Here is a 25,796-nt window from a genome sequence, read left to right on the forward strand (position 1 = left end):
CATGGATGAGGCGCTAGAACACCACCCACAGCAGCGACGCGAGGGCGAAGATAGCCAGTCCCAGTGTCGTTTCCATGACCGTCCAGGTCTTGAGGGTGGTTTTTTCGTCCATGCCGAAGAAGCGGCTGACGAGCCAGAAGCCGGAGTCGTTGACGTGGGAGAGCACGGTGGCTCCGGCGGCCAGTGCGAACACCAACAGCGCGATCTTGAAATTGCTCAGATCGAGCTCGGCGACCTGGACCGAGATCAGCCCGGCGGTGGTGGTCAAGGCGACGGTGGCCGAACCCTGCGCCACGCGTAGCGCGGTGGCGATCAGGAAGGCCTGCAACAGGATCGGCAGTCCGAGATCGGACAACGAGGCGGTCAGAGACTGGCCGATGCCACTGGCCCGAAGTACTCCGCCGAACATGCCGCCGGCACCGGTGATCAGGATGATCGAGCAGATCGGACCGAGGGCCTGGTCCATGTACTTGGCACCGTCGGCGACGGGGAATCGTCCGGGCGCGAGGATGAACAGGGCCAACAGCAAGGTGATGAGCAGCGCGATGGGCGTCTGCCCGATGAGAGTCAGGGCCGCTGCCCAGGTCTCGTCTCCGGTCAGCACACCCGAGGTGGTCAGAGTGTTGACCACGGTGTTGAGCGAGATCAGTACGAGCGGTGTCAACAGAATGAACAGCACCGCACCGAACTTGGGGGCCGGGTCGCGGAGGCCGGCCATCTCTTTGTCGTGTTCTTCGGAGTTGGCTGCGCCGTCGGCGAAGAGGTCGGCAGGCGCGGTGACGAATCGTTTGCCGAGCTGGGTACCGACCAGGTAGGAGCCGACGAACCAGGAGACGACTGCGACGGGGACGCCGACGAGAAGCACCGAACCGATATCTCCGCCGAGGAGTTCCGTGGCGGCGACGGGACCGGGGTGCGGGGGAACGATGGCGTGCATCGCGGCGAACGCGCCTGCGGTCGGCAGTGCGTACAGCAGCACCGACCCGCCGAAACGCCTGGCAACTGTGAAGATGATCGGTAGGAAGACGACGAGTCCGGCGTCGAAGAAGATGGGGAAGCCGAAGATCAGCGCGGCGACACCGAGGGCGAGCGGTGCGCGCTTGGCTCCGAATCGGTTGATCAGAGTATCGGCCAATACTTGAGCGCCACCGGTGATTTCGAGCAGTCGGCCGACCATCACGCCCAGGGCGACGAGTAGAGCGACCGAACCGAGGGTGGAACTGAAGCCCGAGAGCAATGCCGACGGCACGTCTGCCAGTGGGATCCCCGCTGCGACGGCGGTGACGGCGCTGACCAGAACCAGCGAGACGAAGGCGTGCAGTTTCACCTTCATGATCAGGAACAGCAGAACTGCGACGGCTGCTGCGGCGATCAGGAGTAGGGGAGTCGTCCCGTACGCCGGTTCGATCGGATCCATCTGTGTACCTCGTTCACTCGGCTGGAGATTCGACCATAACGGACAGCTCAGTGCCCGCGCGGGGATACCGAGCACGGCCGTCGGACCTGGAGTTCGTGGTGGAGTACCGTGCGAGTATGAGTGATGGGGATCACGTAGTGGGTGGGGACAGCTCCGACAAGCCTTCGAAGGACGCTCTACGCGAGCAAGCGCAGCGCTATGCCGCAGCGGCCCGGCTGAAGATGAAGGAGCGACGCGCGAAGGCGTCGGGTGGCCTCGGGTCCGTGGTCGCCGACCGCGCAGGAGATTGGGATCTCGACGATCAGAACACCGTGGCGATGGACCGTCAGCAGAAGCTCTGGAACGGGGTCATGGATCGCTACTTCCGAATGGAGATCGATGGGTGGGAGACGATTCCCGAGTCGCCGGTTCTCGTCGTCGGAGTGCATTCGGGTGCGCCGTTCGTGTGGGACGCGTGGACGGTGGGTGCGCAGTGGTGGCGACACTTCGGCGACAAGCGCATCCTGCACGGCACTGCGCACGACGCGCTGATGGCATTTCCGTTGATCGGCAAAGTCTTTCGGTCCATGGGAGTGTTACCGGCGGCTCCGGACTCGATGTCGACCGCGTTGGCCGAGGGCCGAGACGTGATCGTGTGGCCCGGTGGTGAGGTCGATTCGCTGCGGCCGTGGAGCAAGCGTGACGAGGCGACACTGGGTGGTCGTACCGGTTTCGTCAAGCTTGCGATCCGGATGGGTGTGCCCATCGTGCCGGTGGCGACCGTGGGCGGGGCCGACGCCATGCCGGTGCTCATTCGAGGCGACAAGCTCGCAAAAGCGCTCGGACTGGACAGGTTTGCGCGCCTGAAGGTCTTTCCCATCGCCATCTCGCTGCCGTGGATCATCGCGCCTGCCGCGCTGCCGCAGATTCCGTTGCCCGCCAAGATCCGAACCCGGTTCATGCCTCCGGTCGAGCTGGACCACGATCCGTCGCGCTGTGACGACGAGGCCTACGTCGACGCGAAATACGACGAGGTCCGGGCCAGTATTCAGGCCGGCATGGACGAGCTCGCCAGCAAGCGCAAGTTCCCGGTGTTCGGCTAGTTCGCTCGCGCCGGGCATCGCGGACCGTAGCTGACCGCGATCGTTTCTAGCGTCTCCTCTCGTACGGATTCACCGATACGACGAGGGGCGCACGAGATGATCGAAACATCGGGATTGACCAAGACTTTTCGGCAGGGCAAGAAGACCGTGGAGGCGGTGCGCGGCATCGATCTGACGATTGGTGAGGGAGAACTGGTCGCTCTCCTCGGCCCCAACGGTGCGGGCAAGTCGACCACGCTGCGAATGCTGACCACACTGCTGGCACCGACGTCGGGTTCGGCCCGGATCGCGGGGTTCGACGTGGGCAGGGACCGGGACAGTGTCCGGCGCAGTCTCGGCTACGTGGGGCAGGGAAACGGCGCGGGACACAACCAGCGCGTGCGAGACGAACTCGTCGTGCAGGGCCTGTGCTACGGCATGACTCGTCAGCGATCACGAACTCGCGCAGACGAATTGATCGACGCACTCGAACTCGGTGAACTGCGCCCGCGCACCGTCTCGACGCTCTCCGGCGGACAGCGTCGTCGACTCGATATCGCCCTGGGGCTGGTGCACCGACCGGCACTGTTGTTCCTCGACGAGCCGACCACCGGGATGGACCCGCAGAGTCGGGCCAACCTGTGGGATCACATCCTCCGGCTGCGACGCGAGATGGGCACGACCATCGTTCTGACCACCCACTACCTCGACGAGGCCGATTCGATGGCCGAGCGGGTCATCGTCGTCGACCACGGAACCGTCATCGCCGACGACACCGCCGCGTCGCTGAAATCGGAACTGGCAGGCGATCTGATCGTTCTCACCGTGTCCGACGCGTCGGCGCTTCTTCCGCTTCTCGACGGCATCGACGGCATCAGAGACGTCACGAGATCGGGTTCGCGCCTGAACCTGCGTGTCGGACGCGCCGAAGTCGTTCTCCCGGAAGTGCTGCGGCGGTGCGAGTTACACGCTATCCGCGTCCATACTGCGGACATGACCCGACCGACTCTCGACGACGTGTTCCTCGGACTGACCGGCCGTAGTCTTCGAGAAAGTGCCGCAGCGCTCGACAACGCTAGCGTGGCAGGAGAACTCCGATGAACGTTCTCTCCGGAAGCACTCTGGTGATGGGTCGGGAATTGCGGCCGATGGTGCGCGATCCGTTCACCGTCATCTTCAGTCTCGTCCAACCGCTGATCCTGCTCGCTCTGTTCGGCCCACTGCTCGCCGATGTCCCCGGTCTCGGCGACGGAAGTGTCTGGGACTGGTTCGTGCCGGGTGTTCTCGCCATGATCACCATCTTCGGCACTTCCATGACGGGCTCGAATCTGCTGGCCGAATTGCAACAGGGTTCTCACGAGCGAATGTTGGTGACCCCGTTGCCGCGATCTGCTCTGCTCGTCGGGCGGGCGTTCAAAGAAATGGTGCCGCTCGCTGCGCAGGCCGTGTTGATCGTTCTGGTCGCATTGCCGCTGGGGTTGTCCGTGAATCCGATCGGTGCCGCTGTGGGAATCGTGCTGCTCGGGGTGTTCGGCGTCGGGCTCGGCGCGCTGTCCTACGCGTTGGCTTTGGCTGTGCGCGGACAGGATTGGGTGTTCTGGTCCATCCAGCAGACGTTGATGTTCCCGCTGCTGATCCTCTCCGGCACGATGTTGCCGCTGACGGCCGCACCGGGGTGGATGCAGTTCCTGGTGAACATCAACCCGCTCGGATATCTCGTCGACGCCGAACGTGCACTCTTCGCCGGAGACTTCGCGAGTTCGACGGTGATGGCAGGTGTCGTCGCAGCCGCGGCCACTGCGGCGGTCGGGTTGATCGTCGGCATCCGGGCTATGGGCTCCTCGCGCGAGTGAGGCTAAGCTCGCGTCATGGATCGGCCTGCGGTAATTCTCGAGAACGACGAGACGGTGTACGACTTCTATCTGCGGCATCAGCAGAATCGTCAGGTTGCGAGGCTGGCGTATGCCGCCCTCGCCCGGCGCTTCCGCCCGCGGGTGTCGTATTCCGACGGTGCCCGGGAGGAGCTGCGGCGTCTGGTGTACGACAACACGCGTCTGCTCATCGCGGTCAATCACCTCACCGAGAGTGATCCGTACACCCTCGCAGCGGCGGCCTGGGCGTCGCCGCTGCGTCCGGTGATCGGGCGCACCAGAGTGCTCGCGAAGGACGAATTGTTCCAGGACCCCAAGCAGCGCAAGCGAATCGACATGATGGGTGGCATTCCCGTCTTTCGCGGTAAGAATCACGGGATGCGGGCAGTCAGTGCGGCAGGCAACCGCATGATGGACATCAGTGCCGAAAGAATGAAGCGCGGCGACGACCTCGCAGTGTTCCCGGAAGGCACCTGCAACCTCGAGGACCCGACGACGGTGCAACACGTCGGCAGCGGAATCGGCCACATCGCGATGCGGGCCCGCAAACTCGGCGTCGAGCCGACGTTGATCTGCATCGGACTGAGTTACGGCCCCGGCTCGGCGAAAGTGAAGCAGGCGAGCGTCTACTTCGATACTCCCATCACCGATCTGCCCCAGAAACCGATCGACATCACCCGGGTGGTGGCAGAGGGAATGCAGAAAGCACTCGACGGAGCGGTGGCTGCGTACTGACTGCGCCGCCGGGGTTGGTAGAAACAGATGACAGGTAATTCGATTCGGCGTTGTGTCAGGAGATATTCGTGAGTGATCAGATCAAGACGGCCATCGTCACCGGTAGTGCCCGGGGCATCGGTGCAGCAGTGGCCAAGCGACTGGCCAAGGACGGTTTCGGCGTCGCGGTGGTCGACCTCGACGAGGCCGCATGCAGCGACACCGTCGGCGCGATCGAGTCCGCAGGCGGGCAGGCCGTGGCCATCGGCGCAAACGTGGCCGACGAGGAGTCGGTGCAGACTGCAGTCGACCGCATCGCGAGCGAGTTCGGTGCACCGACCGTACTGATCAACAACGCAGGCATCACCCGCGACAACCTGCTGTTCAAGATGACGGTGCAGGACTGGGATTCCGTGCTCGGCGTACACCTGCGCGGCTCGTTCCTGATGACGCGTGCGGTGCAGAAGCACATGATCGACGCCAAGTGGGGTCGCATCGTCAACCTGTCGAGCACCTCGGCCCTGGGCAACCGCGGCCAGGCGAACTACTCCGCGGCCAAGGCCGGCATGCAGGGATTCACCAAGACTCTCGCCATCGAGCTCGGCAAGTTCGGCGTCACCGCCAACGCCATCGCCCCCGGATTCATCGAAACCGAGATGACGGCAGCCACCGCCGAGCGGGTCGGAATGTCGTTCGACGACTTCAAAGCTGCTGCGGCGTCGCAGATCCCGGTTAACCGCGTCGGACATCCCGACGACATCGCCCACCTGGCGTCGTTCTTCGTCAGCGAGGGTGCCGGATTCATCTCGGGTCAGGTCGTTTACGCAGCCGGTGGCCCGAAGGACTGACGTCTCCCGCATGCGTGCATGGACCATTCACGAGCCCAGACGGGTGTGAATGGTCCATTCACGCAGAGCGCGGAGCGCACAGCGACTACGGCGTCGGCATTCCGCCGTTGACGTTGAGGGTGTCTCCGGTGACGTATCCCGATTCCGCTGAGGACAGGTACACGTACGCGCCGGCGATCTCGGCCGGCTGACCTGCCCGGCCCAGTGGGGTTTCCTTGCCGAATTCCGGCAGTGCCGACGTCGGCTGCCCGCCCGCGGCCTGCAGCGGAGTCCAGAACGGACCGGGCGCAACGACATTGACGCGAATTCCCTTCGGTGCCAACTGCTGCGCGAGTGCCTTGCTGATGGTGTTGATGGCCATCTTCGTCGTCGCGTAGTCCACCAGACCGGGCGAGGGCGTGTACGCCTGGATGGAGCTGGTGTTCACGATCGTCGAGCCGGCAGGCATGTGCGGCACGGCTTCCTGAATGATCCAGAACAGTGCGTACACATTGGTTTTGAAGGTCTGGTCGAACTGCTCCGACGTGAGATCCGCCAGATCCTCGACGAACTGTTGCTTGCCTGCAACGTTGATCAACAGGTCCAGGCCGCCGAGCTCGTCGACGGCGGTATGCACGAGGGCACGCGCAGCTTTCTCGTCGGTGAGATCTGCCGGTGCCAGGACGGCGGTGCGACCGGCGTCGCGAACCAGCTGGGCGACGTCCTGCGCGTCCTTCTCCTCCGACGGCAGATAGTTCAGGACTACGTCGGCACCCTCGCGGGCGATGGCGATTGCGGCCGCACGCCCGATGCCGGAGTCGGCACCGGTGATCAGGGCCTTACGGCCGGTCAGCCGTCCGGACCCGCGGTACGTCTGCTCGCCGTGGTCGGCCAGGGGTTGTAGATCGGCAGCGAGACCGGGCGGATCCTGGTGCTGCTCAGGGAATCCGTCCTGGCGGTACTGCGTGACGGGATTGGTGAAGGTGTACTGATCACTCACGATGGGGTCGTCTCCGAACCTGGTATTCATTGCGTGGGGAACCTGCTGCTCGATTCCGTCTCCACGCCGAATGCCCAGAGTCGCCCGCAAACAAACTGAGTCGGGTCTCTCCCTGGCTCACGCCATCCCCCAAGTTCACACCATCCCCGCCAACGGATGAATGCGGCATTCAGCTACTTGGAGTAGCTGAATGCCGCATTGATCCAGAAGGGGGCGGCGTGCCGGAAAAGCAAGGCAGCGGGCTAGGAGTACGTGTAGAAACCCTTGCCGCTCTTGCGACCCAGCATTCCCGCGTCCACCATGCGCTGCAGCAGCGGGGGCGGAGCGTAATGCGGCTCGCGGAATTCGGCGTACAGCGATTCTGCGACCGCGAGGGTGACGTCGAGGCCGACGGTGTCGGTCAGACGCAACGGTCCCATGGGGTGGGCGCAACCGTTGACCATGCCGTCGTCGATGTCCTCGGCGCTGGCGAAGCCGGATTCGAGCATCCGGATGGCCGAGACCATGTACGGGATGAGCAGCGCGTTGACGATGAATCCCGCACGGTCGCCCGCACGAATCGTCTTCTTGCCCAATGTGTTCGCCGCGTAATCGGTGACGGCGTCGACGGTCTCTTCGCTGGTGAGGAGGCTGACGACGATTTCGACCAACGGCAGTACCGGCACCGGGTTGAAGAAGTGCACTCCGACGACCTGGTCGGGTCGCTTCGTCGCGTTGGCCATCTTGATGACGGGGATCGACGAGGTGTTCGTCGCCAGGATTCCTTCGGGCTTGACGATGGAATCGAGCTTGCCGAACAGATCCAGCTTCAGCGATTCGATCTCCGGTGCCGCCTCGATCACGAGGTCGCGGTCCGCGAAATCGTTGATGTCGAGCGTCAACGAGATTGCGGCGCGGGCTTTCTCGGCCGCGTCGGCGTCGATGCGGCCGGACTTGACGGCCCGTGCGAACGACTTGTCCAGGCGTGCTTCGGCGGCGTCGGCGGTGCCCTGGGTGGTTTCCAGGATCAGCACCGAGCTACCGGAGCGGGCGCACATTTCGGCGATACCGGCACCCATGGTGCCGCCGCCGATGACACCTACGAGTTCGATGGTGCTCATTTGAGCAGCGCCCGCGACATGACGACACGCTGAATCTGGTTGGTGCCCTCGTAGATCTGCGTGATCTTGGCGTCGCGCATCATGCGCTCGACGGGGAAGTCGGTGGTGTAGCCGGCACCGCCGAAGAGCTGGACGGCGTCGGTGGTGACCTCCATGGCCACGTCGGAGGCGAAGCACTTCGCTGCGGCAGAGATGAATCCGAGGTTCTTTTCGCCGCGCTCGGCGCGTGCCGCGGAGCTGTAGACCATCAGGCGGGCGGCTTCGACCTTCATTGCCATGTCGGCGAGCATGAACTGCACGGCCTGGAAGCTCGAGATCGACGTGCCGAACTGCTTGCGGTCCTTGGTGTATGCGATGGCTGCGTCGAGAGCGCCCTGAGCGAGGCCGACGGCCTGTGCACCGATGGTGGGCCGGGTGTGGTCGAGAGTCTCGAGCGCGGTCTTGAACCCGGTACCGGGCTCACCGATAATGCGGTCTCCGGGGATCTTGCAGTTCTCGAAGTAGAGCTCGGCGGTGGGCGAACCCTTGATGCCGAGCTTCTTCTCCTTGGGGCCGACGACGAATCCTTCGTCGTCCTTGTGCACGATGAACGAGCTGATGCCGTTGGCACCCTTGTCGGGATCCGTGACGGCCATGACGGTGTACCAGTCGGACTTGCCGCCGTTGGTGATCCAACACTTGGAGCCGTTGAGGATCCAGTCGTCTCCGTCGGCCTTCGCGCGGGTCCGCATGCTGGCGGCGTCGGAGCCGGCTTCGCGTTCGGACAGTGCGTACGACGCCATCGCGCCGCCTGCGAGCGAGGGCAGAACCTGCTTCTTGAGCTCCTCGGAGCCCTTGAGGATGAGGCCCATCGTGCCGAGCTTGTTGACGGCGGGAATCAGTGAGGACGAGCCGCAGACGCGGGCGACCTCTTCGATGACGATGCAGGCGGCAACCGAGTCGGCACCCTGACCGTCGTATTCCTCGGGTACGTGCACGGCGTTGAAGCCGGAGGCGTTGAGGGCATCGAGTGCCTCCTGCGGGAAGCGCGAGTCCTCGTCGACCTCCTTGGCGTACGGGGCGATCTCCTTCTCCGACAGGGCCCGGATCGCTGCGCGCAGCTCCTCGTGCTCCTCGGGTGACTGGTAGAGATCGAAGTCGGGATTTCCGGCCATGTCGGCCACGCTCCTCGCGATGTCGGGGGTACAGCACTGCCCAGAAAGGGCACTCAGTGCCAAGCTTCATCCCAGTGTACGACCGGACCGGCCTCGATTCAAGGGTGGGGCTCGCCGAGACGGCACTGAGTGCCATCTCGGGTGGGTGTCACTCGGGGAGGTGGCGGGCCAACGCGTCGGCGACGGTGTTCACGGACGTGCCCCGCGGGAATGTCGCGACCACGACGTCTCCCGAGGACTGGGCGCGGACCTGCGCCAACGCTGCGCGCAAGTCGGTGACGGACGTCGGCAGGCCGTCGCGAATCATCCGTCGTAGAAAGTAGTTGTGGGTCGCGGTCACCGAGGCGGAGAACTGCAGGATCTCCAGATGAGGGTGGTCGGGAAGCGCCCGCTGCAGGTATTCGACGAAGAGACGGTCGTAGCGGAACACGGTGACGATCTCGCGATCGCGCAGGGCGGGAATTCGATGCACCACCTGATATCGCAGCCGCGACATCTCTTTCCAGTCCGAGAATCGCTCGTACACCAACTGGGCGGCATCGCAGACGGCCTGCCATGGGTCGCCGGTGTTGGACGCGAGCAAAGCGCCGACCTGTTCGAGCAGAATCTCGTGATCGGCGAAGACGACGTCTTCCTTGGCGCGGAACTGCCGGAAGAACGTTCGACGCGAGATTCCGGCCGCCACCGCGATGTCGTCCACCGTCGTCGAGTCGTAGCCCTTGACCGAGAACAGATCCAGGGCCGCGGTGGCCACGGTCAGCCTGAAGTCGGTGGATTCCTCGGGTTCTCCGCGCATGCCAGTGAAGGTAGCGGAGTTTCGGCAGGGGCACTGAGGTCGTCCTTCTCGGTGGCTGATTGCTAGTGTTCGCAAGTAGCCTGCTTCGCAGTGCTCGGCGAAGCGGAAGGACGTCATGGCCACGGATTCGAGTCGACCGCTGTACAGAATGAAGGCCGACTTCTTCAAGACGTTGGCTCATCCCGCGCGTATTCGAGTGCTGGAACTGTTGAGCGAACGCGAACACGCAGTGTCCGAGATGCTGCCCGAGGTGGGCATCGAGCCGGCGAATCTGTCACAGCAGCTGTCGATTCTGCGTCGCGCGGGTCTCATCGAGGGCACTCGGGAGGGGTTGTCGGTGTCGTACACGCTGACGTCGCCGAAAGTGGCGGACCTCCTCGTGGTGGCCCGGGAGATATTGACCGGCGTGGTGGCCAACCAGGTAGAACTGCTGGACGGCGAGTCCGGATCGCGCACCTGAGCTGACCGTCGAGGGAGGTGTGCAGTATCTCGCGGCGACTTGATTCATTACTTGCTAAACTTAGCAATCAACTGGATCAAGAACGATGAGCTTTCAGGAAGCGTCGCATGTCCGAACCGACGAAACGCACCCGCACGAACGACGCCCTGAGGGCGGTTTCCGCCCTTCTACCCAGATGGAGCGAGTGGAAGCCCGCGCTGCGCGCACCCGGTTCGGATCTTCTCGCCGGCCTCATCGTGGCGCTGGTGGCGCTGCCCCTCGCGCTCGGATTCGGAGTCAGCACCGGGCTGGGTGCAGCGGCGGGACTGACCACCGCCATCATCGCGGGAGTCGTGGCAGCGGTATTCGGTGGCTCACGGTTTCAGGTATCGGGTCCGACCGGTGCGATGACGGTGGTGCTGGTCCCGATCGTCGCCGAATTCGGGCCGACGGGAGTGCTCGCGGTCGGGCTGCTGGCCGGGATAATTCTGTTGGTGCTCGCGGTAGCAGGAATCGGCCGAGCTGTGCGGTACATGCCCGCGCCCGTCATCGAAGGATTCACCGCGGGCATCGCCGTTGTCATTGCACTGCAACAGGTTCCGTCGGCGCTGGGTATCACGGACGCCGAAGGTGACAAGGTCTGGCAGTCCGCGTTCGATGCCGCCCGTTCGTTTGTCGCGCATGCGAGCATCCTCACCCCCGCTGTGGCGATCGCCGTCGCGATCGTCATGCTCGTCGGCGGCCGCCTGGCACCGAAGATCCCGTTCTCGTTGGTCGCGGTTGCTGCCGCTACCGTGGCCACCCAGCTGTTCGATCTGGACATCGCCCGCATCGGCACCATTCCGTCGTCGTTGTCCGCCCCGAGCCTGGGCTTTTTCCACCTGGGTGACGTGACGGCGTTGCTGGCCCCGGCGTGTGCCGTCGCAGCTCTGGCTGCCCTGGAATCGTTGCTGTCCGCCACCGCCGCGGACTCGATGGGCGTCGGCGCTCGCCACAACCCCGACCGGGAATTGTTCGGACAGGGCCTTGCGAACATCGCCGCACCCCTGTTCGGGGGCATTCCCGCCACAGGTGCGATCGCCCGGACAGCAGTCAACGTTCGATCCGGTGCCCGCACCAGGCTTGCGGCCCTCACCCACGCGGTGATCCTCGCCGTCATCATGTACTCCGCGGCCGGGTTGGTCGCCGATATCCCGCTTGCAGCCCTGGCCGGAGTGCTGCTCGCAACCACCGTGCGGATGGTCGAGACCGCGTCCATCCGGGCGATCACCCGCGCCGGCCGCGGGGACACCGTGGTGATGGCGGCGACCTTCCTCGTCACGGTGGTCTTCGATCTCGTGACGGCGGTGGCGGTCGGCGTCGGGTTCGCTGCCGTCCTGGCTCTCCGGGCCGTTGCGCGATCGGCCACGGTCGAGCAGGTCCCCCTGAACACACTCGATGCGGTCTCGAAGGAAGAAGGAGACCTGCTGCGGGAACACATCGTCGCGTACCGCATCGACGGTGCGCTGTTTTTCGGTGCCGCGCACAGCTTCCTGCTCGAACTCGCCGACGTCTCGGACGTGAAGGTGGTGATCCTGCGCATGTCCCGAGTCACCACGATCGACGCCACCGGCGCCATGGTTCTCAAGGACACCATCACCGAACTCGAACACCGACACATCACCGTCCTGATCTCCGGTGCCAAGCCCGAGCACCTGCGTCCCCTCGCAGCCCTGGGCGTGTTCACCACCAAGGACGACGACGCTCGACACGTCTTCGACACCACCCCGCAGGCCATCGCCTGTGCACGCACGCTGGTGACCGAGGCGACCACGCCCCGCGGGTAGGGTCGTAGGTCACACTTGCGTACGAAAGGACCAGCTCATCGTGGCTCTCGTTGCCGGAATCGACTCTTCCACCCAATCGTGCAAGGTTTTCGTTCGCGATGCCGACACCGGGGAGTTGGTGCGTCACGGCCGTGCCGGTCATCCCGACGGCACCGAGATCGACCCGCAGCGGTGGAAAGAAGCACTCGACGAGGCCGTCGACGCCGCCGGCGGGCTGGACGATGTCGCTGCGGTGTCGGTCGGCGCGCAACAACACGGCATGGTCTGCCTCGACGACAACGGATCCGTGGTCCGTAAAGCATTGCTGTGGAACGACACTCGATCGGCCCAGGCGGCAGAGGATCTGATCGCGGAGCTCGGCGAGAAGACCGGTGGCGACGGCGGTCAGGCCTGGGCCGACGCGGTCGGCGTGGTTCCGTTGGCCTCGATCACCGTCGCCAAGCTGCGGTGGCTCGCCGACAACGAGCCCGACAACGCCGATCGCACTGCGGCGGTGTGCCTTCCGCACGATTGGATCGGCTGGCAGCTCGGTGGCGCGTCGGGGCTCGACGCCTTGGCCACCGATCGCGGCGATGCGAGCGGCACCGGATACTTCTCGGCGGCCACGAACGAGTATCGAACGGATCTGTTGCAGTTGGGCTTTCGTGGCCGCAACCCACTGCTGCCCCGCGTGGCTGCGCCGAATGAGGCGATAGGCCACACTGCCGCCGGGGCGCTGATCGGCCCGGGTACCGGAGACAATGCCGCGGCGGCGCTTGCCCTCGACGCACAGCCCGGTGATGTGGTGGTCTCGATAGGCACGTCCGGCGTCGTCTCGGCGGTGACCACCGCAGCCGCGGCCGACGGTTCGGGCCTGGTCGCCGGATTCGCCGACGCCACCGGGCGTCAGCTGCCGTTGGTGTGCACGCTCAACGCGGCTCGCGTCCTCGATGCGACGGCGCGAATGCTGGGCGTCGATCACGACGAGTTGTCGCGGTTGGCTCTGTCGACGACGAGCGACGGTGTGGTGATGGTGCCGTACTTCGAGGGCGAGCGGACGCCCAATCTCCCCGATGCGTCCGGTGCGATTCATGGACTACGACTGAACAATTCGACTCCGGGCCACCTGGCTCGCGCTGCCGTCGAAGGACTGCTGTGCGGACTGGCCGACGGTATCGACTACCTGCGTGCACAGGGAGTGGACGTGCAGCGAGTACTGCTCATCGGCGGCGGTGCGAAGTCCGCGGCGCTCCGAGCCTTGGCCCCGGCAATTCTCGGGGTGCCGGTGGCCGTACCCGAGCCCGGTGAATACGTCGCCGACGGGGCAGCGCGCCAGGCAGCATGGACTTTGGCCGGGACCAGTGAACCGCCGACCTGGGCGCAGGCCACCTCGAAGACATACGAGGCAGACCCCACGCCGGCGGTGCGAGAGCGCTACGCGCATGTGAGTGGAAACTCGTAGCAGGGGTCGAGTTTCCACGCACATGCGGCGCAGCCGCTCAGGGAATCAGACGTGCATCTCGGTAACGCTGAATCACCGAGGCGATGGCATCGGGCGTGGATCGGAAGCCCAAGAAGCCGGCCTTCTTGGACTTGTTCATGTCCGTCAGGCATTCCATGTCGCGGCCGAGGTCACCGTCGGTGTGCCACCACGACGCCAGCCGTGAGACGTCGCTCTCCACCAGATCGTGCTTCTCGGCGATCCGCTTCCACGTCGCGGCCGCGTCGGACATGCGGGGTTCGAGGGGACGCGGCTCGGTGTCGAAGCCCTCGGGCTCGACGCCGAAGTGCTCGGCGAACTGCGGCCACAGCCAGCGCCAGCGAAAGACGTCACCGTTGGCGATGTTGAACGCCTCGTTGCGCGCGTTGTCGTCGGTTGCCGCCCAAATCATCTGCTCGGCGAGCAAGTCGGCGTCGGTGAGGTCGGTCAAGCCGTTCCACTGGGTTTCGGAGCCGGGGAAGACGAACTTCTCGCCCAGTTCTTTGCAGATCGACGCGTAGACGGACAGCGTCAGCATCATGTTCATCGCGTTGCCCACGGCAAAACCGGAGACGGTGTGTGCGCGGTGCACGCTCCACCCGAATCCGAGTTTCTCTGCGCCGGCGAACAGTTCGTCTTCCTGCGCGTAGTAGAAGTTCGGCGTGTCGAGGCGGTCCTCGGTTTCGTGGAACGGCGTCTCGGCCATCACGGCCTCACCGTATGCATCGAACGGGCCGAGGTAGTGCTTGAGTCCGGTCATCAGCGCGACGTGCTTCACCGAATCGAGGGGACCGAGAACGTTCAGCACGTTGCGGAGGGTCGCCGAGTTGACCTCGATGTTCTCCTGCTCGGAGTCCTTCTTCATCCACGCGGTGAAGAACACGACCTCGGGGCGGACGTCCTTCAGCGCGTCCTCGAGGGACTGCGGGTCCAGCAGATCCGCCGCGACCGGCACGACGCCGTCGACGGGGGTACTGCCGCTCCGACTCAGTCCGTAGGTGGTCCAGCCTGCATCGAGTGCTGCGCGGCACAGCGCCTGCCCGGAAATGCCGGTGGCACCGACGATCAACGCGCGCGTGGTGTTCGTAGTCATCGAATCCGGTTACCCACTGGAGCCGATGCAACACGTGACGCTTCACTCACGTCAGGGCCAGTACTTGCTGGACCACCAGCACGATCGCGCCCACGGCCGAGACGGCGATTGCCGTGATACGTAGGCGTCGCCGATCGAGAACTCGGTTGATCACCCGAGAGAGCAGGAACCCCAGAACTGTCGCCGGGGCCAGGAACGCGAACAGCGTGGCGGTGTGGCTGTTCACCGCTCCGGCCACCGTCAACACCGCGATGGAAATGATCGAGCCGACGAGGAAGAAGCAACTCATGGTGCTGCGGAGTTCGGCTCCGGAGTTGCCTTGCCACACCAGAGCCATCGGTGGCCCACCGATGGAGGTGGCGGTTCCCAGAACTCCCGACGCGGCCCCGGCGACGACGAGATTACGTCTGTGCGGCAACGGAACCCAGCCGAACGACGTCAGCGCGACGCCGCCCAGGACCACGAGTGCCAACAGTATCGCCAGCCCGCGTTCGGGCAACAGGACCAGTAGCAGCGCACCCACCACCGAGCCGGGGAGTCGTCCGGCGAGTGCCCACCCGGCTCCCGAGAGATCGAGAGCCGTCCGGTCGCGTACCAGTACGAGCACGCTGACCACGACCGCGAGCATGATCAGCGTTCCCGGTACCAGTCCGGGGTCGACGATGGCCACGATGGGGGCGGCCAGCATGCCCATGCCGAAGCCGATCGACGCCTGCATCGCGGATGCGAAGAAGATCGCGAGCGCGACGACGACGAAGCCGGTGACACTCAGGTGCGTGAGTGTCATGTTCCGGCGGCGACGAGACCGAGATTTCCTGCCACGAGCGGATAATGGCATTCGGCAACATGATCGGCCTCGTCGGCGTCGTGTGCGACGGGTGGTGCGTCGCTCGCGCACAGGTCGGTCGCCTTCCAGCAGCGAGTACGGAAACGGCATCCCGACGGCGGATTCAGTGGCGACGGCACCTCGCCTTTCAGCAGAATCTTGTCCCCGCGGCTCGACGCGTCGAGTGTGGGTGCGGCCGACATCAACGCTGCGGTGTAGGGGTGGGCGGGCCGATCGAATACTGCCTCGGTGGCTCCGGATTCGACGATGCGGCCCAGGTACATCACCGCGACTCGGTCGGCGACGTGCCGGACCACCGAGAGATCGTGCGAGATGAAGACGTAGGAGATGCTGAGTTGCTTCTGCAGATCGTTGAGCAGGTTGAGCACCTGGGCCTGGACCGAGAGATCGAGAGCCGACACCGGCTCGTCGCAGATGATGACGTCGGGGTTCAGTGCCAGAGCTCGCGCGATGCCGAGGCGCTGGCGCTGACCGCCGGAGAACTCCTGTGGGAACCGGTTCTCGTCGCTCGGCCGCAAGCCCACCAGATGCAGCAGCTCACGCACCCGCGCGGAGCGGTCACGCCGAGTCTTGTACAGGCCCTTGTGGGTTCGCCACGGCTCGCCGATGATGTCACCTGCCGTCATGCGCGAGTTCAGTGAACCGTACGGGTCCTGGAAGACCATCTGTACTCGTCGACGCCACGCGAGGAGGTCCTTGCCGCGCAGCGCGAACGGATCGATGCCGTCGAAGGCGACGGTGCCCGAGTCGGGTCGTTCGAGCATCATCAGGGTGCGAGCGAGAGTGGACTTGCCGCAGCCGGATTCGCCCACGAGGCCGAGGGTCTCGCCACGTCGTAGATCGAGGTCGATGGCGTCGAGGGCCCGGAGCTTCCCGCGGCCGACGTCGAAGGTCTTGTTCAGGCCGCGCACGGTCAGCAGTTGCTCAGACATGGCTGGGTACCTCGTTCGGGAAGTGGCAGGCCGACATCCGGCCGGTGCCGACGGATTCGAGCGGCGGTCGAGTGCTGATGCAGATCTCGCGGGCGAGAGGGCAGCGGGCCTGATAGACGCATCCGCTGGGAATGGAATGCAGATCCGGTGGGGTGCCGCCGATGGATTTGAGATCCTCGCCGCGGACGGCGTGCACGGGTACCGAGTCGAGCAGACCCTTGGTGTAGGGGTGGCGCGGCGATCCGAACACCTCCGAAACCAACCCGGTTTCGACGACGTTGCCCGCGTACATGATTGCCACTCGATCGGCTTCTTCGGCCACCAGAGCGAGGTCGTGGGTGATGAGTACGACGGCCATGTCGTGCTCGGTGCGCAATTCCTTGAGCAGTGCCATGATCTGCGCCTGCACGGTCACGTCGAGGGCGGTGGTCGGTTCGTCGGCCAGCAGTACCGACGGACTCAGGGCCACGGCCATCGCGATCAGCAGGCGCTGCCGCATGCCGCCGGAGAACTGGTGCGGGTAGGAGTCGGCGCGTGATTCGGGCTCGGGGATACCGACGCGGGCCATCAGGGCGATGGCCTCGACTCGCGCCTGCTTGGCCGACATACCCCGGTGGATCCGAAACGGCTCGGCCAGTTGAGTTCCCACGGTATAGACGGGATTGAGTGCGGTCAGTGCATCCTGGAAGACGATGGCCAGTTCGGTGGCCGCGATCGTGCGTCGCACCTTGGTCTTGGCGGTGACCAAATCGACGTCGCCCATCTCCACCGAGCCGCCGGTGATGTCGGCGATCGGCTCGAGCAACCCGACGATGGCCTGTGCCGTCATCGACTTGCCGCAGCCGGATTCACCGAGCAGAGCCAGGGTTTCACCGCGGCGAGCGCTGAAGGTGACGTTGTCGACGGCGCGGATGACACCCGACGGCGTTCGCAGGTCGACGGTCAGTCCGCGTACGTCCAGGGCGACACTGCCGGTGTCGGGTCGCGCCGACGGTGCGCTGGTTGCCGGTGCGCTCATGAGACGACCTTTCGTGCGGGGATCAGGCGAGACCGCTTGGAGCGGGGGACATTGAGTCGCCACCGCTGCGCGGGATCGGTGGCGATGCGGGCCCAGGCGGCGAGAACGGTGGCCGAGACGGTCGTCAACACGATCGCGAGGCCGGGGAAGAAGGAGAGCCACCAGGCGGTCTGCAGGTAGGTGCGGCCCTGCGAGACCATCAGGCCCCAGGAGACGTCGGGCGGCTGAATGCCGATGCCCAGGAAGCTCAGTGACGACTCGGCCAGGATGACGAAGCAGAAGTCCAGGGTTGCGACGGTCAGCAGAGTCGGCAGCAGAATCGGTGCCACGTGACGCCGGATCACCGATCCGCTCTTCGCGCCGAACGTACGGGCAGCGTCCACGAACAACCGACTCTGCAGTTCTGCGGACTCGGCGCGGGCGGTACGCAGGTAGATCGGGATACGCGTGACCGTCAGGACCAGAACGATGTTCGCGGCACTGGGCGAGAAGACGTAGAGCACGACGACGGCCATCAGCAGGGACGGAAAGCTGAGGATGACGTCGGCGACGCGCATCGCCGCGGTCTCGCGCCAGCCGCGATGGAAACCGGCCCACATACCGATGAACGAGCCGATGATCGCCGAAAGGATCACTGCTGGAATGGCCACCGAGAGTGTGGTTCTGCTGGCGACGATCAGCCGTGCCAACATGCTGCGTCCCAGTGGATCCGTGCCGAAGATGTTCATCCAGCCGGTGTCGAGGGTGAACGGTGGCAGGTTGGAGCGGTCGAGATCCTGATCGGTGGCGGCGTCACCGACCAGCATCGGGCCGAAGATTGCGGTGAGGAAGACCAGCACCAGGATTGCGGCAGCGACGGTGGCCACCCTGTCTCGCAGGAGTAGCTTCCACAGCGGGGCCGACGTCTTGCGGGCTTCCACCGGAGCCGTCGGTGGAACATCCTCCGGCTCGGATGTTTTCGGTGCTTCGAAGTCGAGTGACATGTTCTTAGACCTTCACCTTGTCGCGAACCCGGGCATCGAGCAGTGCATAGCAGGCATCGATGACGATGTTGAGCACGAAGATGCTCACCGCCGTCAACAGCACGGCCGCCTGCAGAACAGCGAAGTCGCGCTGCAGGATGGCGTCGATCATCAGTTTTCCGATACCGGGCCAGCCGAAGATGGCCTCGACCACCACTGCGCCGTTGACGAGCCCGACCATCAGGTCGCCTGCGACAGTCAACGCCGGTGCCGCGGCGTTGCGCAGAGCGTGGTGGGTGACGACCCGAAGGTCGCCTGCCCCTTTGCTTCTCGCCAATCGAACGTATGGTGCCGACAGCGCCGAGACCATCGCGCCACGGACGACCTGTGTCAGGACTCCGAGCGGTCGAATGAGCAGTGTGGCAATCGGCAACACCCAGGAGAGCATTCCGCTGTCCACGCCGGAGGTGGGCAGCCAACCGAACAGGATGGCGAAGACGTAGACGCCCATGATGGCGAACCAGAAGTCGGGAATGGATGCGGCCGTCATCGACAGCAGGCTCGAGATGCGATCGGCGAGCGAGTTCGGCCGGTATGCGGCCCAGCAGCCGATGATCACCGCACCGAGGATGGCGAGGAACATCGTTGCGAACGCCAGCTGCAGCGTTGCGGGGAAGGCGCGTAAGGCCATCGCCGACGCGTCCTCACCGGTGCGGAGCGACTGCCCGAAATCGAGTTGTACGACACCTTTGAAGTAGTCAAGCAACTGAGTCAGCACCGGCTGATCGAAGCCGTTGGTGGCACGGAATGCTTCGCGTTGGGCCTGGGTCGCGGATTCGGGGAGGTACAGGCTGGTGGGGTCGCCGGTGAGCCGGGCGAGAAAGAAGACGCCCAGCAGAACGACGAACAGCGGGATCAAGCTGGTGTAGATCCGTCGGCGCAGAAATCTGAACATGTCAGGGCCTCTCGGTCTCGGCGCGGGTCATCGCGGCCAGATGCATTTCGTCGACCGTGGCCGAGTCCGGCGTGTAGTCGACCGAGGCGGCCTTGGCGAGCACCCCGTTCATGTGTGCGATATAGGCCATCTGCATGATGTCCTTCGGTTCGTCCGCGAATACCTGCGCGTACGCGGCCTGCCTGTCTTCTCCGGTGAGTGCACCGGCGGCGGCGATCTCCTTGTCGAAGTCCGCTGTGCCGTAAGCGCTCTGGAACCCGTCACTGGTGAAGTACTGATCGACGGTGAAGGCGGAGTCGCCGGCCTGGTTGCCGTGCTGAATCACCAGTAGATACGGCCCGACGTTCGGGAACGGACGTTCCTGGTATTCGGCCGTACCTGCGGCGTCCATCATTTCGATCTTGACGTTCATGCCGATCTTGGACAGCGAGTTCTGGATTACCTCCACTGTCTCGTTGATCTTGGGGAACTGTCCGGTGCGTCCGATCAGGCGGATCTCTGTGTCCACCGGTACCCCGTCTGCCCGCGCCTCGTCGATCAGCGTGCGTGCCTGGTCCATGTCGTAGGGCCACGGCGTCAGGTCCTCGTTGTAGCCGACGACACCCTCGGAGATGAGCTGTGCTGCAGGGGAACCGAGTCCACGGAAGAGCGCCTTGACGATGCCGTCGCGGTTGATGGCGTAATTGATCGCCTGCCGCACCCGCATGTCGTCCAGTGGCGGTTGCGCGGCCTGCATGCGCAGTGCCGTGGTCTCGTTGTTGGGATAGGCCACGCCGAGGTCGCCTGCACCGTCCTCCGGTCCGACCGACGTGGCGATCTCGGCCTCGCCGTTGGTCACCATCGACGCGCGGACACTGCCCTCGCTGCGCCACTGGTATTCGGCCCTGGCGTATTCGGGCTTCGGACCCCAGTAGGTCTCGTTGCGTACCAGCGAGAGCTTCTGGCCGTAGTCCCACCGCTCGATCGCGAACGGGCCGGTGCCGATCGGCTCGCGCACCCGCTCGGTGTAGCTCGCAGTGCGCGGAACCATCTCCACGAACGAGAGCCGCAGCGGCAGAATGGGATCGGGCTCGGGTGACTGCACCGTCAGCGTCAACGGGTCGACGGCTTTCACCACCAGATCGGCGTCGCCGAAGACATATCCCTCGACGTTGCATCCCAGTTCGGAGTTGACGGTGCGGTCGATGGAGAACGCTGCATCCTCGGCTTCGAAGGGGCTGCCGTCGCTGAACGTCACGCCGGGGTGAATGGCGAACGTCCACTCGGTGTCCGAGGTCTGCTCCCAGGAGTCCGCCAACTTCGGTTCGAGATCACCGGTACTCGGATTGCGCTCCATCAGCGGCTCGGTGATGTTCGAGCGCGTGACCACTCCGACCGACGTCAGCGATACGTCGCAGGCTTCGAGGGTGGGCGGTTCCTGAGGCAGAACGATGCGCAGGGTGTCTGCGCGGGCTGCGGTTCCGTTGCTCGAGTTCGCGACGGTGCAGCCGCTTGCGATCAATGAAAGTGATAGTGCGCCAACAGCAATAGCGGCGACGCGATGGGTCCGTCCCTGCTGCACGGACAGTGCAGGGCTCATGGTGGCCTCCAGTGGGAAAAGGGATACGCGTCATCGAGCCGCATTCGGATCTGTGACGGTAGACACACGGTAGGAGTGGGTGATCTCCACCGTCAACCGGACGAAAGCGACGTTTCGGCCCGTTATCCACGTCACAATCGTGCTGGATCAGTGCGGATGCTCGCAGTTCAGCGCCTCTGAGCAGGTCGAACGTCCAAACGGGTTAGGTCTACCTGCATGCTGAGGGTCATGTTCATGCCGTTTGGGTATCGGTCCATGTTATTTGCGTGTTGGACAGGTATCCGAGAAGCGGCATACCGTACAGGAAACGCGCACGCTCCACCACATCGCGAGGAGAACAACGGTGACCACCGGTCAACAGGAAAAGTCTGTGTTGCAACAAGATTCACGCCCAGGGGGCCGCGTGCTCCGAGTCGGGCCGCTGAAGCCGTCCCTGATGGACACTCTGGTTGCCGACTACGACGCGCTGACCTTGCCCGACGGGGACGAGCGTGAGCAGTTCCTGGCCGAGCACGGCCCGTCGATCACCGCCGTCGTCACCTCCGGCCGAACCGGCGTCGACGCAGCGCTGATGGAGCGGTTGCCGCAGCTCGGAGCCGTCGTGAACTTCGGAGTCGGATACGACACCACCGACGTCGACGCGGCCACCGAGCGTGGCATCGGGGTCAGCAACACCCCGGACGTGCTCACCGACTGCGTCGCGGATCTCGCTGTCGGCCTGGTGATCGACACCGTGCGTGGGCTCTCGTCCGCGGAGCGATTCGTACGGGCCGGCCGCTGGCCGGCCGAGGGCAACACTCCGCTGACCCGTCAGGTCACCGGCAAACGAGTCGGGATCATCGGGCTCGGCCGGATCGGATCTGCAATCGCGGACCGGCTCACCGCATTCCGATGCCCCATCTCGTACCACAACCGGAACGAGATCGACGGTTCACCGTATGTGTACGCGGCCAGTCCTGTAGCGCTCGCCGAGAGCGTCGACGTACTGATCGTCGCCGCTTCGGGCGGTTCGGGAACGGCCCATCTGGTCGATCGCGCGGTGCTCGACGCGCTGGGGCCGCAGGGCTATCTGATCAACGTGGCCCGCGGAAGCGTCGTCGACGAGGAGGCGCTGATCGAACTGCTCGCCTCCGGGCAGCTCGCCGGTGCGGGTCTGGACGTGTTCGCCCACGAACCGAACGTGCCCGACTCTCTGCTCGCGATGGACAACGTGGTGCTGCTGCCGCACGTGGGCAGCGCAACGGTGGAGACTCGCGCGGCCATGGAAGCACTGACACTGGAGAACCTCGATCGATTCCTGGCCGACGGCTCCCTCGTCACGCCGGTGACGAAGTGACCGTCGTCGTCGGCTACTCGCCGACCACCGAAGGAAAAGGCGCGCTGCCCTTCGCATTTCGCGAGGCCCAGATGCGCGGAACGGATCTGCTCATCGTCGCCGAGGACAACAGCGCGGCAGACGCCGAGTTCGCTGCCACCGTCGAATCGGCTCGCGAGGAGGCGTCGGCGGTCGGTGTCACGACGAAGATTCACGACAACGAGGCCGGCCGCTCGCACGCCGACAACCTGATCGACCTGTCGTTCGACGAGCAGGCTCAGCTGGTCGTCATCGGCATCCGACGTCGATCGCCCGTCGGAAAGTTGTTCATGGGCAGCATCTCTCAGCGCGTACTGCTCGAGGCGCACTGCCCGGTGACGGCCGTCAAGCCGCCGGTGGGGACGCCGCGGTAGTCGTCACGCCCACTCGCGCGTCGGCAGCACGTCGGTCATGAAGCGGTGCAGTGCCGGGTTGTCGTTGTCGACGCGCCAGGCAGCGTCGAGTTCGACGGGGCGTTCCTTTACGGTCCGAACCGGCCGGAACACAACGCCTTCCGGCCGCATGGTCGACGCCGACTCGGGTACCAGGGCCAGTCCGATTCCCGAGCGAACGAGCACCAGCATCGTGTGCACCTGCGTCACGTACTGCACGTAGCGCGGTGAGACCCCGACGATGGTGAAGGTGCTGATCAGCAGTTCGTGGAAGTACCGCGCGTCGACGGGCGAGTACATGATGATCGGCTGCTCGTCGAAGTCCTCTACCGACAGTTCGTCCTTCTCGGCCAGCGGGTGTTCTTCGGGCATCGCCGCGATCAACGACTCGTGCAGCACCGGCCGGGACGCGATGCCCGGTCGCTTGAGCGGGGGTCTGGCCAACCCGAGATCCAGATCGCCGATGGCCAGAGACTCCATCTGTACCGCCGAGACCATCTCGCGTAGAACGATTTTCACGTCCGGTAGCTTCTCGCGCGCGGCGTCGAGCAGCTGCGGGAGCACCGCATGCGCCGATGCCCCGGTGAAGCCCACGATCACTGTCCCCAAGTCTCCGGTGGGAACGCGTCGCACCGTCAGCAGTGCGCCCTCGGCGAGGTCGAGGATGCGTCGGGCCTCGGGTAGGAAGGCCAATCCCGCGGCCGTCAGGGTCACCGACCGGCTCGTGCGGTCGATCAGCTGCACGCCGACTTCGCTCTCGAGTTGTTGGATCTGTCTGCTGAGCGGCGGCTGCGTCATGTGGAGACGTTCGGCGGCGCGGCCGAAGTGCAATTCCTCGGCGACGGCGATGAAGCAGGACAGCCTGTTGAGCGAGAACATCGATTCATTCCTTGCATCGCGCTGGGAGTTCCGGCGTGCCTTTTCGTATAAATCTAGCGCACGTCGTCCGTGCTTCAGTGATTGGTAACCTTCCCTCCGGTAAGAGTAGAGTTGCTCGCGGAGTGGACGCCCATCCCGGTTGTCGTCCCTCGTAACCATCGAACGGAGTCGTCGTGTCTCGAGCTGCCCAGGTGCCCGGCACCGCCGTCGAAGACGTCTCGGTGCTGGGTGCGTTGCGCTCACCGAGGCGACTGAAGACCGAGGTTCTTGCCGGGCTGGTGGTGGCGCTGGCGTTGATCCCGGAAGCCATTTCGTTCTCGATCATCGCCGGTGTCGATCCACGCGTCGGCCTGTTCGCGTCGTTCACGATGGCCGTCACCATCTCCATCGTCGGGGGTCGACCGGCGATGATCTCCGCGGCCACCGGAGCGATCGCCCTGGTGGTCGCCCCCTTGGCTCGCGAGTACGGCCTCGACTACCTCATTGCCGCGGTCATCCTCGGCGGAGTGCTGCAGATCGTGTTGAGCGTCCTCGGTGTCGCCAAGTTGATGCGATTCATCCCGCGCAGTGTCATGGTCGGATTCGTCAACGCCCTGGCTATCCTGATCTTCACCTCACAGGTGCCGTACCTGATCGGGGTGCCGTGGTTGGTCTACCCGATGGTGGCCGTCGGACTGCTCATCATGTTCTTCTTGCCGAAGCTCACCTCTGTCGTGCCTGCACCTCTGATCGCCATCGTGATCCTCACCGCCGTCACGCTCGTCTTCGCGCTGGCCGTCCCGGACGTGGGCGACGAGGGTGAACTGCCGTCCTCGCTGCCGTCGTTCCTGATCCCGGACGTACCGTTCACGTTCGACACCCTGTCGATCATCGCGCCGTTCGCTCTGGCCATTGCCCTGGTCGGTCTGCTCGAATCACTGATGACGGCCAAGCTCGTCGACGACATCACCGACTCGCACTCCAACAAGACTCGTGAGGGCTGGGGCCAGGGCGTGGCGAATCTGGTCACCGGATTCACCGGCGGTATGGGCGGCTGCGCGATGATCGGCCAGACCATGATCAACGTGAAGGTCTCCGGTGCCCGCACCCGTATCTCCACGTTCCTCGCCGGCACCTTCCTGCTGATCCTGGTGGTCGGTCTCGGCGACATCGTCGCGCTCATTCCGATGGCCGCATTGGTCGCCGTGATGATCATGGTGTCGGTCGGCACCTTCGACTGGCACAGCATTCACCCGAAGACGTTGCGGCGCATGCCCAAGAGCGAAACTCTCGTCATGGTGGCCACCGTCGCTGTCACCGTGGTCACCCACAACCTCGCGTACGGCGTCGTGGTCGGAGTGATCACCGCGATGGTCTTGTTCGCCAGGCGGGTTGCACACCTGACCGAGGTTGTCGACGTCGCACATCCCGACGACGACACCCGCGTCTACGCCGTCAAGGGCGAGTTGTTCTTCGCGTCGAGCAACGATCTGATCTACCAGTTCGACTACGTCGGAGATCCGAAGAACGTCGTCATCGACATGTCCGAGTCGCACATCTGGGACGCGTCGACCGTGGCGACCCTGGACGCCATCACCACCAAGTACGCCGCCAAGGGCAAGACGGTGGAGATCGTGGGCCTGAACGCGCCGTCGACCGAGCGGCACGATCGTCTCAGTGGGAACCTGGGTGCCGAGCACTGACTAGGGTGGTTGGTCGGGCGAAGAGAGGCGGCACATGACAGACGACGGCGTACACATGCAGATCGGGCAGGTAGCTCAGCGAACCGAGCTGTCGATTCGCACGGTTCGTCATTACGACGATGTCGGTCTGGTCACGCCCTCTGCTCGGACCGTCGGCGGCTTCCGGCTCTACACCGAGTCCGACGTCGAAAGACTGCTCGTCATTCGCCGGATGAAGCCACTCGACTTCACGTTGGCCGAAATGAAACAGCTACTGGAATCCCTCGACATTCTCGGCGACGAGAACGCGACCGACGACGCGAGGTCGTCGGCCGCGGCCTTCGTTCGTGAGTGCCACACCAAGGCCGAGGAAAGCTGCCGCACGTTGCGGCGGCAGCTCGCCTACGCCGAGGAGCTGACCGAGGTGCTGTCCACCCGTGGTGCGGCAGCTCAGATCTGA

Annotated in this window: 25 protein-coding genes; 12 read left to right on the forward strand and 13 right to left on the reverse strand. The window is 64.7% G+C overall.

The window, feature by feature from the left end; genetic code table 11:
- Window positions 1-13: 13 nt before the first annotated feature.
- Window positions 14-1,417 (reverse strand): GntP family permease, encoded by a 1,404-nt coding sequence (locus tag RFA01S_RS06120; protein WP_032367146.1) that lies wholly within the window; start codon window positions 1,415-1,417, stop codon window positions 14-16.
- Window positions 1,418-1,533: 116 nt separating this feature from the next.
- Here RFA01S_RS06120 and RFA01S_RS06125 point away from each other — a divergent pair, with 116 nt between their 5' ends.
- From RFA01S_RS06125 to RFA01S_RS06145, 5 genes are all read left to right on the forward strand, one after another.
- The gene (locus RFA01S_RS06125; protein WP_052060443.1) at window positions 1,534-2,499 is read left to right on the forward strand and encodes a lysophospholipid acyltransferase family protein; all 966 of its coding nucleotides are present in this window, start codon (window positions 1,534-1,536) and stop codon (window positions 2,497-2,499) included.
- A gap of 96 nt (window positions 2,500-2,595) precedes the next feature.
- Complete coding sequence (locus tag RFA01S_RS06130; protein ID WP_032406020.1) at window positions 2,596-3,579, forward strand: ATP-binding cassette domain-containing protein; 984 nt, start codon at window positions 2,596-2,598, stop codon at window positions 3,577-3,579.
- A complete protein-coding gene (locus tag RFA01S_RS06135; protein WP_032406021.1) occupies window positions 3,576-4,331 on the forward strand; it encodes an ABC transporter permease in 756 nt (251 codons plus the stop codon). Before RFA01S_RS06130 ends, RFA01S_RS06135 begins: the two co-directional genes overlap by 4 nt.
- A gap of 15 nt (window positions 4,332-4,346) precedes the next feature.
- Entirely contained in the window at window positions 4,347-5,084 is a 738-nt protein-coding gene (locus RFA01S_RS06140) for a lysophospholipid acyltransferase family protein (RefSeq protein WP_027495291.1), read from the forward strand.
- 68 nt (window positions 5,085-5,152) lie between these two features.
- On the forward strand, window positions 5,153-5,911 hold the full coding sequence (locus RFA01S_RS06145) for an SDR family oxidoreductase (protein WP_027495292.1): 759 nt from the start codon (window positions 5,153-5,155) through the stop codon (window positions 5,909-5,911).
- An 85-nt stretch (window positions 5,912-5,996) separates the two neighbouring features.
- On the opposite strand, the gene RFA01S_RS06150 is transcribed toward RFA01S_RS06145, so the two are convergent.
- From RFA01S_RS06150 to RFA01S_RS06165, 4 genes are all read right to left on the reverse strand, one after another.
- Window positions 5,997-6,920, reverse strand: a complete 924-nt coding sequence (locus tag RFA01S_RS06150; RefSeq protein ID WP_080736605.1) for a glucose 1-dehydrogenase — start codon at window positions 6,918-6,920, stop codon at window positions 5,997-5,999.
- Window positions 6,921-7,132: 212 nt separating this feature from the next.
- Entirely contained in the window at window positions 7,133-7,981 is an 849-nt protein-coding gene (locus RFA01S_RS06155; protein ID WP_272945594.1) for a 3-hydroxybutyryl-CoA dehydrogenase, read from the reverse strand.
- Between the two features lie 5 nt (window positions 7,982-7,986).
- Window positions 7,987-9,144 (reverse strand): acyl-CoA dehydrogenase, encoded by a 1,158-nt coding sequence (locus RFA01S_RS06160; protein ID WP_027495295.1) that lies wholly within the window; start codon window positions 9,142-9,144, stop codon window positions 7,987-7,989.
- A gap of 148 nt (window positions 9,145-9,292) precedes the next feature.
- Window positions 9,293-9,940, reverse strand: a complete 648-nt coding sequence (locus tag RFA01S_RS06165; protein ID WP_027495296.1) for a TetR family transcriptional regulator — start codon at window positions 9,938-9,940, stop codon at window positions 9,293-9,295.
- A gap of 115 nt (window positions 9,941-10,055) precedes the next feature.
- Here RFA01S_RS06165 and RFA01S_RS06170 point away from each other — a divergent pair, with 115 nt between their 5' ends.
- The 3 genes from RFA01S_RS06170 to RFA01S_RS06180 all read left to right on the forward strand — a co-directional run bounded on the left by RFA01S_RS06170 (window position 10,056) and on the right by RFA01S_RS06180 (window position 13,646).
- Window positions 10,056-10,400: an ArsR/SmtB family transcription factor gene (locus tag RFA01S_RS06170; protein ID WP_027495297.1), complete on the forward strand. Its 345-nt coding sequence runs from the start codon at window positions 10,056-10,058 to the stop codon at window positions 10,398-10,400.
- 107 nt (window positions 10,401-10,507) lie between these two features.
- Entirely contained in the window at window positions 10,508-12,205 is a 1,698-nt protein-coding gene (locus RFA01S_RS06175) for a SulP family inorganic anion transporter (protein WP_032406023.1), read from the forward strand.
- Window positions 12,206-12,245: 40 nt separating this feature from the next.
- On the forward strand, window positions 12,246-13,646 hold the full coding sequence (locus tag RFA01S_RS06180) for a xylulokinase (protein WP_027495299.1): 1,401 nt from the start codon (window positions 12,246-12,248) through the stop codon (window positions 13,644-13,646).
- Between the two features lie 37 nt (window positions 13,647-13,683).
- Here the strand turns inward: RFA01S_RS06180 and RFA01S_RS06185 are convergent, their stop codons facing one another.
- From RFA01S_RS06185 to RFA01S_RS06215, 7 genes are read right to left on the reverse strand one after another with little or no spacing between them, the layout of a single operon-like run.
- Window positions 13,684-14,757, reverse strand: coding sequence for an SDR family oxidoreductase (locus tag RFA01S_RS06185; RefSeq protein WP_032406024.1), 1,074 nt, complete (start codon window positions 14,755-14,757; stop codon window positions 13,684-13,686).
- Window positions 14,758-14,803: 46 nt separating this feature from the next.
- Window positions 14,804-15,544 carry a sulfite exporter TauE/SafE family protein gene (locus RFA01S_RS06190; RefSeq protein ID WP_080731235.1) on the reverse strand — a complete coding sequence of 247 codons (741 nt, stop codon included), beginning with the start codon at window positions 15,542-15,544 and terminating at the stop codon, window positions 14,804-14,806.
- Window positions 15,541-16,536, reverse strand: a complete 996-nt coding sequence (locus tag RFA01S_RS06195; RefSeq protein ID WP_032406025.1) for an ABC transporter ATP-binding protein — start codon at window positions 16,534-16,536, stop codon at window positions 15,541-15,543. The genes RFA01S_RS06190 and RFA01S_RS06195 overlap by 4 nt, the downstream gene beginning before the upstream one ends.
- A complete protein-coding gene (locus RFA01S_RS06200) occupies window positions 16,529-17,554 on the reverse strand; it encodes an ABC transporter ATP-binding protein (RefSeq protein WP_032367137.1) in 1,026 nt (341 codons plus the stop codon). The genes RFA01S_RS06195 and RFA01S_RS06200 overlap by 8 nt, the downstream gene beginning before the upstream one ends.
- Complete coding sequence (locus tag RFA01S_RS06205; RefSeq protein ID WP_032406026.1) at window positions 17,551-18,537, reverse strand: ABC transporter permease; 987 nt, start codon at window positions 18,535-18,537, stop codon at window positions 17,551-17,553. The genes RFA01S_RS06200 and RFA01S_RS06205 overlap by 4 nt, the downstream gene beginning before the upstream one ends.
- A 4-nt stretch (window positions 18,538-18,541) precedes the next feature.
- Window positions 18,542-19,471 carry an ABC transporter permease gene (locus tag RFA01S_RS06210; RefSeq protein WP_027495305.1) on the reverse strand — a complete coding sequence of 310 codons (930 nt, stop codon included), beginning with the start codon at window positions 19,469-19,471 and terminating at the stop codon, window positions 18,542-18,544.
- Window position 19,472: 1 nt separating this feature from the next.
- Entirely contained in the window at window positions 19,473-21,050 is a 1,578-nt protein-coding gene (locus RFA01S_RS06215; protein ID WP_032406027.1) for an ABC transporter substrate-binding protein, read from the reverse strand.
- Window positions 21,051-21,393: 343 nt separating this feature from the next.
- On the opposite strand from RFA01S_RS06215, the gene RFA01S_RS06220 reads away from it, so the two are divergent.
- Window positions 21,394-22,386, forward strand: a complete 993-nt coding sequence (locus RFA01S_RS06220) for a 2-hydroxyacid dehydrogenase (RefSeq protein WP_238325023.1) — start codon at window positions 21,394-21,396, stop codon at window positions 22,384-22,386.
- A complete protein-coding gene (locus tag RFA01S_RS06225; RefSeq protein ID WP_032406029.1) occupies window positions 22,383-22,778 on the forward strand; it encodes a universal stress protein in 396 nt (131 codons plus the stop codon). Before RFA01S_RS06220 ends, RFA01S_RS06225 begins: the two co-directional genes overlap by 4 nt.
- A gap of 3 nt (window positions 22,779-22,781) precedes the next feature.
- On the opposite strand, the gene RFA01S_RS06230 is transcribed toward RFA01S_RS06225, so the two are convergent.
- Window positions 22,782-23,675, reverse strand: coding sequence for a LysR family transcriptional regulator (locus tag RFA01S_RS06230; RefSeq protein ID WP_032406030.1), 894 nt, complete (start codon window positions 23,673-23,675; stop codon window positions 22,782-22,784).
- Between the two features lie 173 nt (window positions 23,676-23,848).
- Here RFA01S_RS06230 and RFA01S_RS06235 point away from each other — a divergent pair, with 173 nt between their 5' ends.
- Together RFA01S_RS06235 and RFA01S_RS06240 are read left to right on the forward strand one after the other, a co-directional pair.
- Entirely contained in the window at window positions 23,849-25,357 is a 1,509-nt protein-coding gene (locus RFA01S_RS06235; protein ID WP_032406031.1) for a SulP family inorganic anion transporter, read from the forward strand.
- A gap of 34 nt (window positions 25,358-25,391) precedes the next feature.
- A complete protein-coding gene (locus RFA01S_RS06240; protein ID WP_032383326.1) occupies window positions 25,392-25,796 on the forward strand; it encodes a MerR family transcriptional regulator in 405 nt (134 codons plus the stop codon).

Source organism: Rhodococcoides fascians NBRC 12155 = LMG 3623, assembly GCF_001894785.1.
In the GTDB taxonomy this organism is placed as follows: Bacteria; Actinomycetota; Actinomycetes; order Mycobacteriales; family Mycobacteriaceae; genus Rhodococcoides; species Rhodococcoides fascians.

What these genes read in the sequence shown, in the direction of transcription:
- RFA01S_RS06120 (WP_032367146.1), bottom strand. Translation starts at nt 1,417, where the DNA reads ATGGATCCGATCGAACCGGCGTACGGGACGACTCCCCTACTCCTGATC.
- RFA01S_RS06125 (WP_052060443.1), top strand. Translation starts at nt 1,534, where the DNA reads ATGAGTGATGGGGATCACGTAGTGGGTGGGGACAGCTCCGACAAGCCT.
- RFA01S_RS06130 (WP_032406020.1), top strand. Translation starts at nt 2,596, where the DNA reads ATGATCGAAACATCGGGATTGACCAAGACTTTTCGGCAGGGCAAGAAG.
- RFA01S_RS06135 (WP_032406021.1), top strand. Translation starts at nt 3,576, where the DNA reads ATGAACGTTCTCTCCGGAAGCACTCTGGTGATGGGTCGGGAATTGCGG.
- RFA01S_RS06140 (WP_027495291.1), top strand. Translation starts at nt 4,347, where the DNA reads ATGGATCGGCCTGCGGTAATTCTCGAGAACGACGAGACGGTGTACGAC.
- RFA01S_RS06150 (WP_080736605.1), bottom strand. Translation starts at nt 6,920, where the DNA reads ATGAATACCAGGTTCGGAGACGACCCCATCGTGAGTGATCAGTACACC.
- RFA01S_RS06160 (WP_027495295.1), bottom strand. Translation starts at nt 9,144, where the DNA reads ATGGCCGGAAATCCCGACTTCGATCTCTACCAGTCACCCGAGGAGCAC.
- RFA01S_RS06165 (WP_027495296.1), bottom strand. Translation starts at nt 9,940, where the DNA reads ATGCGCGGAGAACCCGAGGAATCCACCGACTTCAGGCTGACCGTGGCC.
- RFA01S_RS06170 (WP_027495297.1), top strand. Translation starts at nt 10,056, where the DNA reads ATGGCCACGGATTCGAGTCGACCGCTGTACAGAATGAAGGCCGACTTC.
- RFA01S_RS06175 (WP_032406023.1), top strand. Translation starts at nt 10,508, where the DNA reads ATGTCCGAACCGACGAAACGCACCCGCACGAACGACGCCCTGAGGGCG.
- RFA01S_RS06185 (WP_032406024.1), bottom strand. Translation starts at nt 14,757, where the DNA reads ATGACTACGAACACCACGCGCGCGTTGATCGTCGGTGCCACCGGCATT.
- RFA01S_RS06190 (WP_080731235.1), bottom strand. Translation starts at nt 15,544, where the DNA reads ATGACACTCACGCACCTGAGTGTCACCGGCTTCGTCGTCGTCGCGCTC.
- RFA01S_RS06195 (WP_032406025.1), bottom strand. Translation starts at nt 16,536, where the DNA reads ATGTCTGAGCAACTGCTGACCGTGCGCGGCCTGAACAAGACCTTCGAC.
- RFA01S_RS06200 (WP_032367137.1), bottom strand. Translation starts at nt 17,554, where the DNA reads ATGAGCGCACCGGCAACCAGCGCACCGTCGGCGCGACCCGACACCGGC.
- RFA01S_RS06205 (WP_032406026.1), bottom strand. Translation starts at nt 18,537, where the DNA reads ATGTCACTCGACTTCGAAGCACCGAAAACATCCGAGCCGGAGGATGTT.
- RFA01S_RS06210 (WP_027495305.1), bottom strand. Translation starts at nt 19,471, where the DNA reads ATGTTCAGATTTCTGCGCCGACGGATCTACACCAGCTTGATCCCGCTG.
- RFA01S_RS06215 (WP_032406027.1), bottom strand. Translation starts at nt 21,050, where the DNA reads ATGAGCCCTGCACTGTCCGTGCAGCAGGGACGGACCCATCGCGTCGCC.
- RFA01S_RS06230 (WP_032406030.1), bottom strand. Translation starts at nt 23,675, where the DNA reads ATGTTCTCGCTCAACAGGCTGTCCTGCTTCATCGCCGTCGCCGAGGAA.
- RFA01S_RS06240 (WP_032383326.1), top strand. Translation starts at nt 25,392, where the DNA reads ATGACAGACGACGGCGTACACATGCAGATCGGGCAGGTAGCTCAGCGA.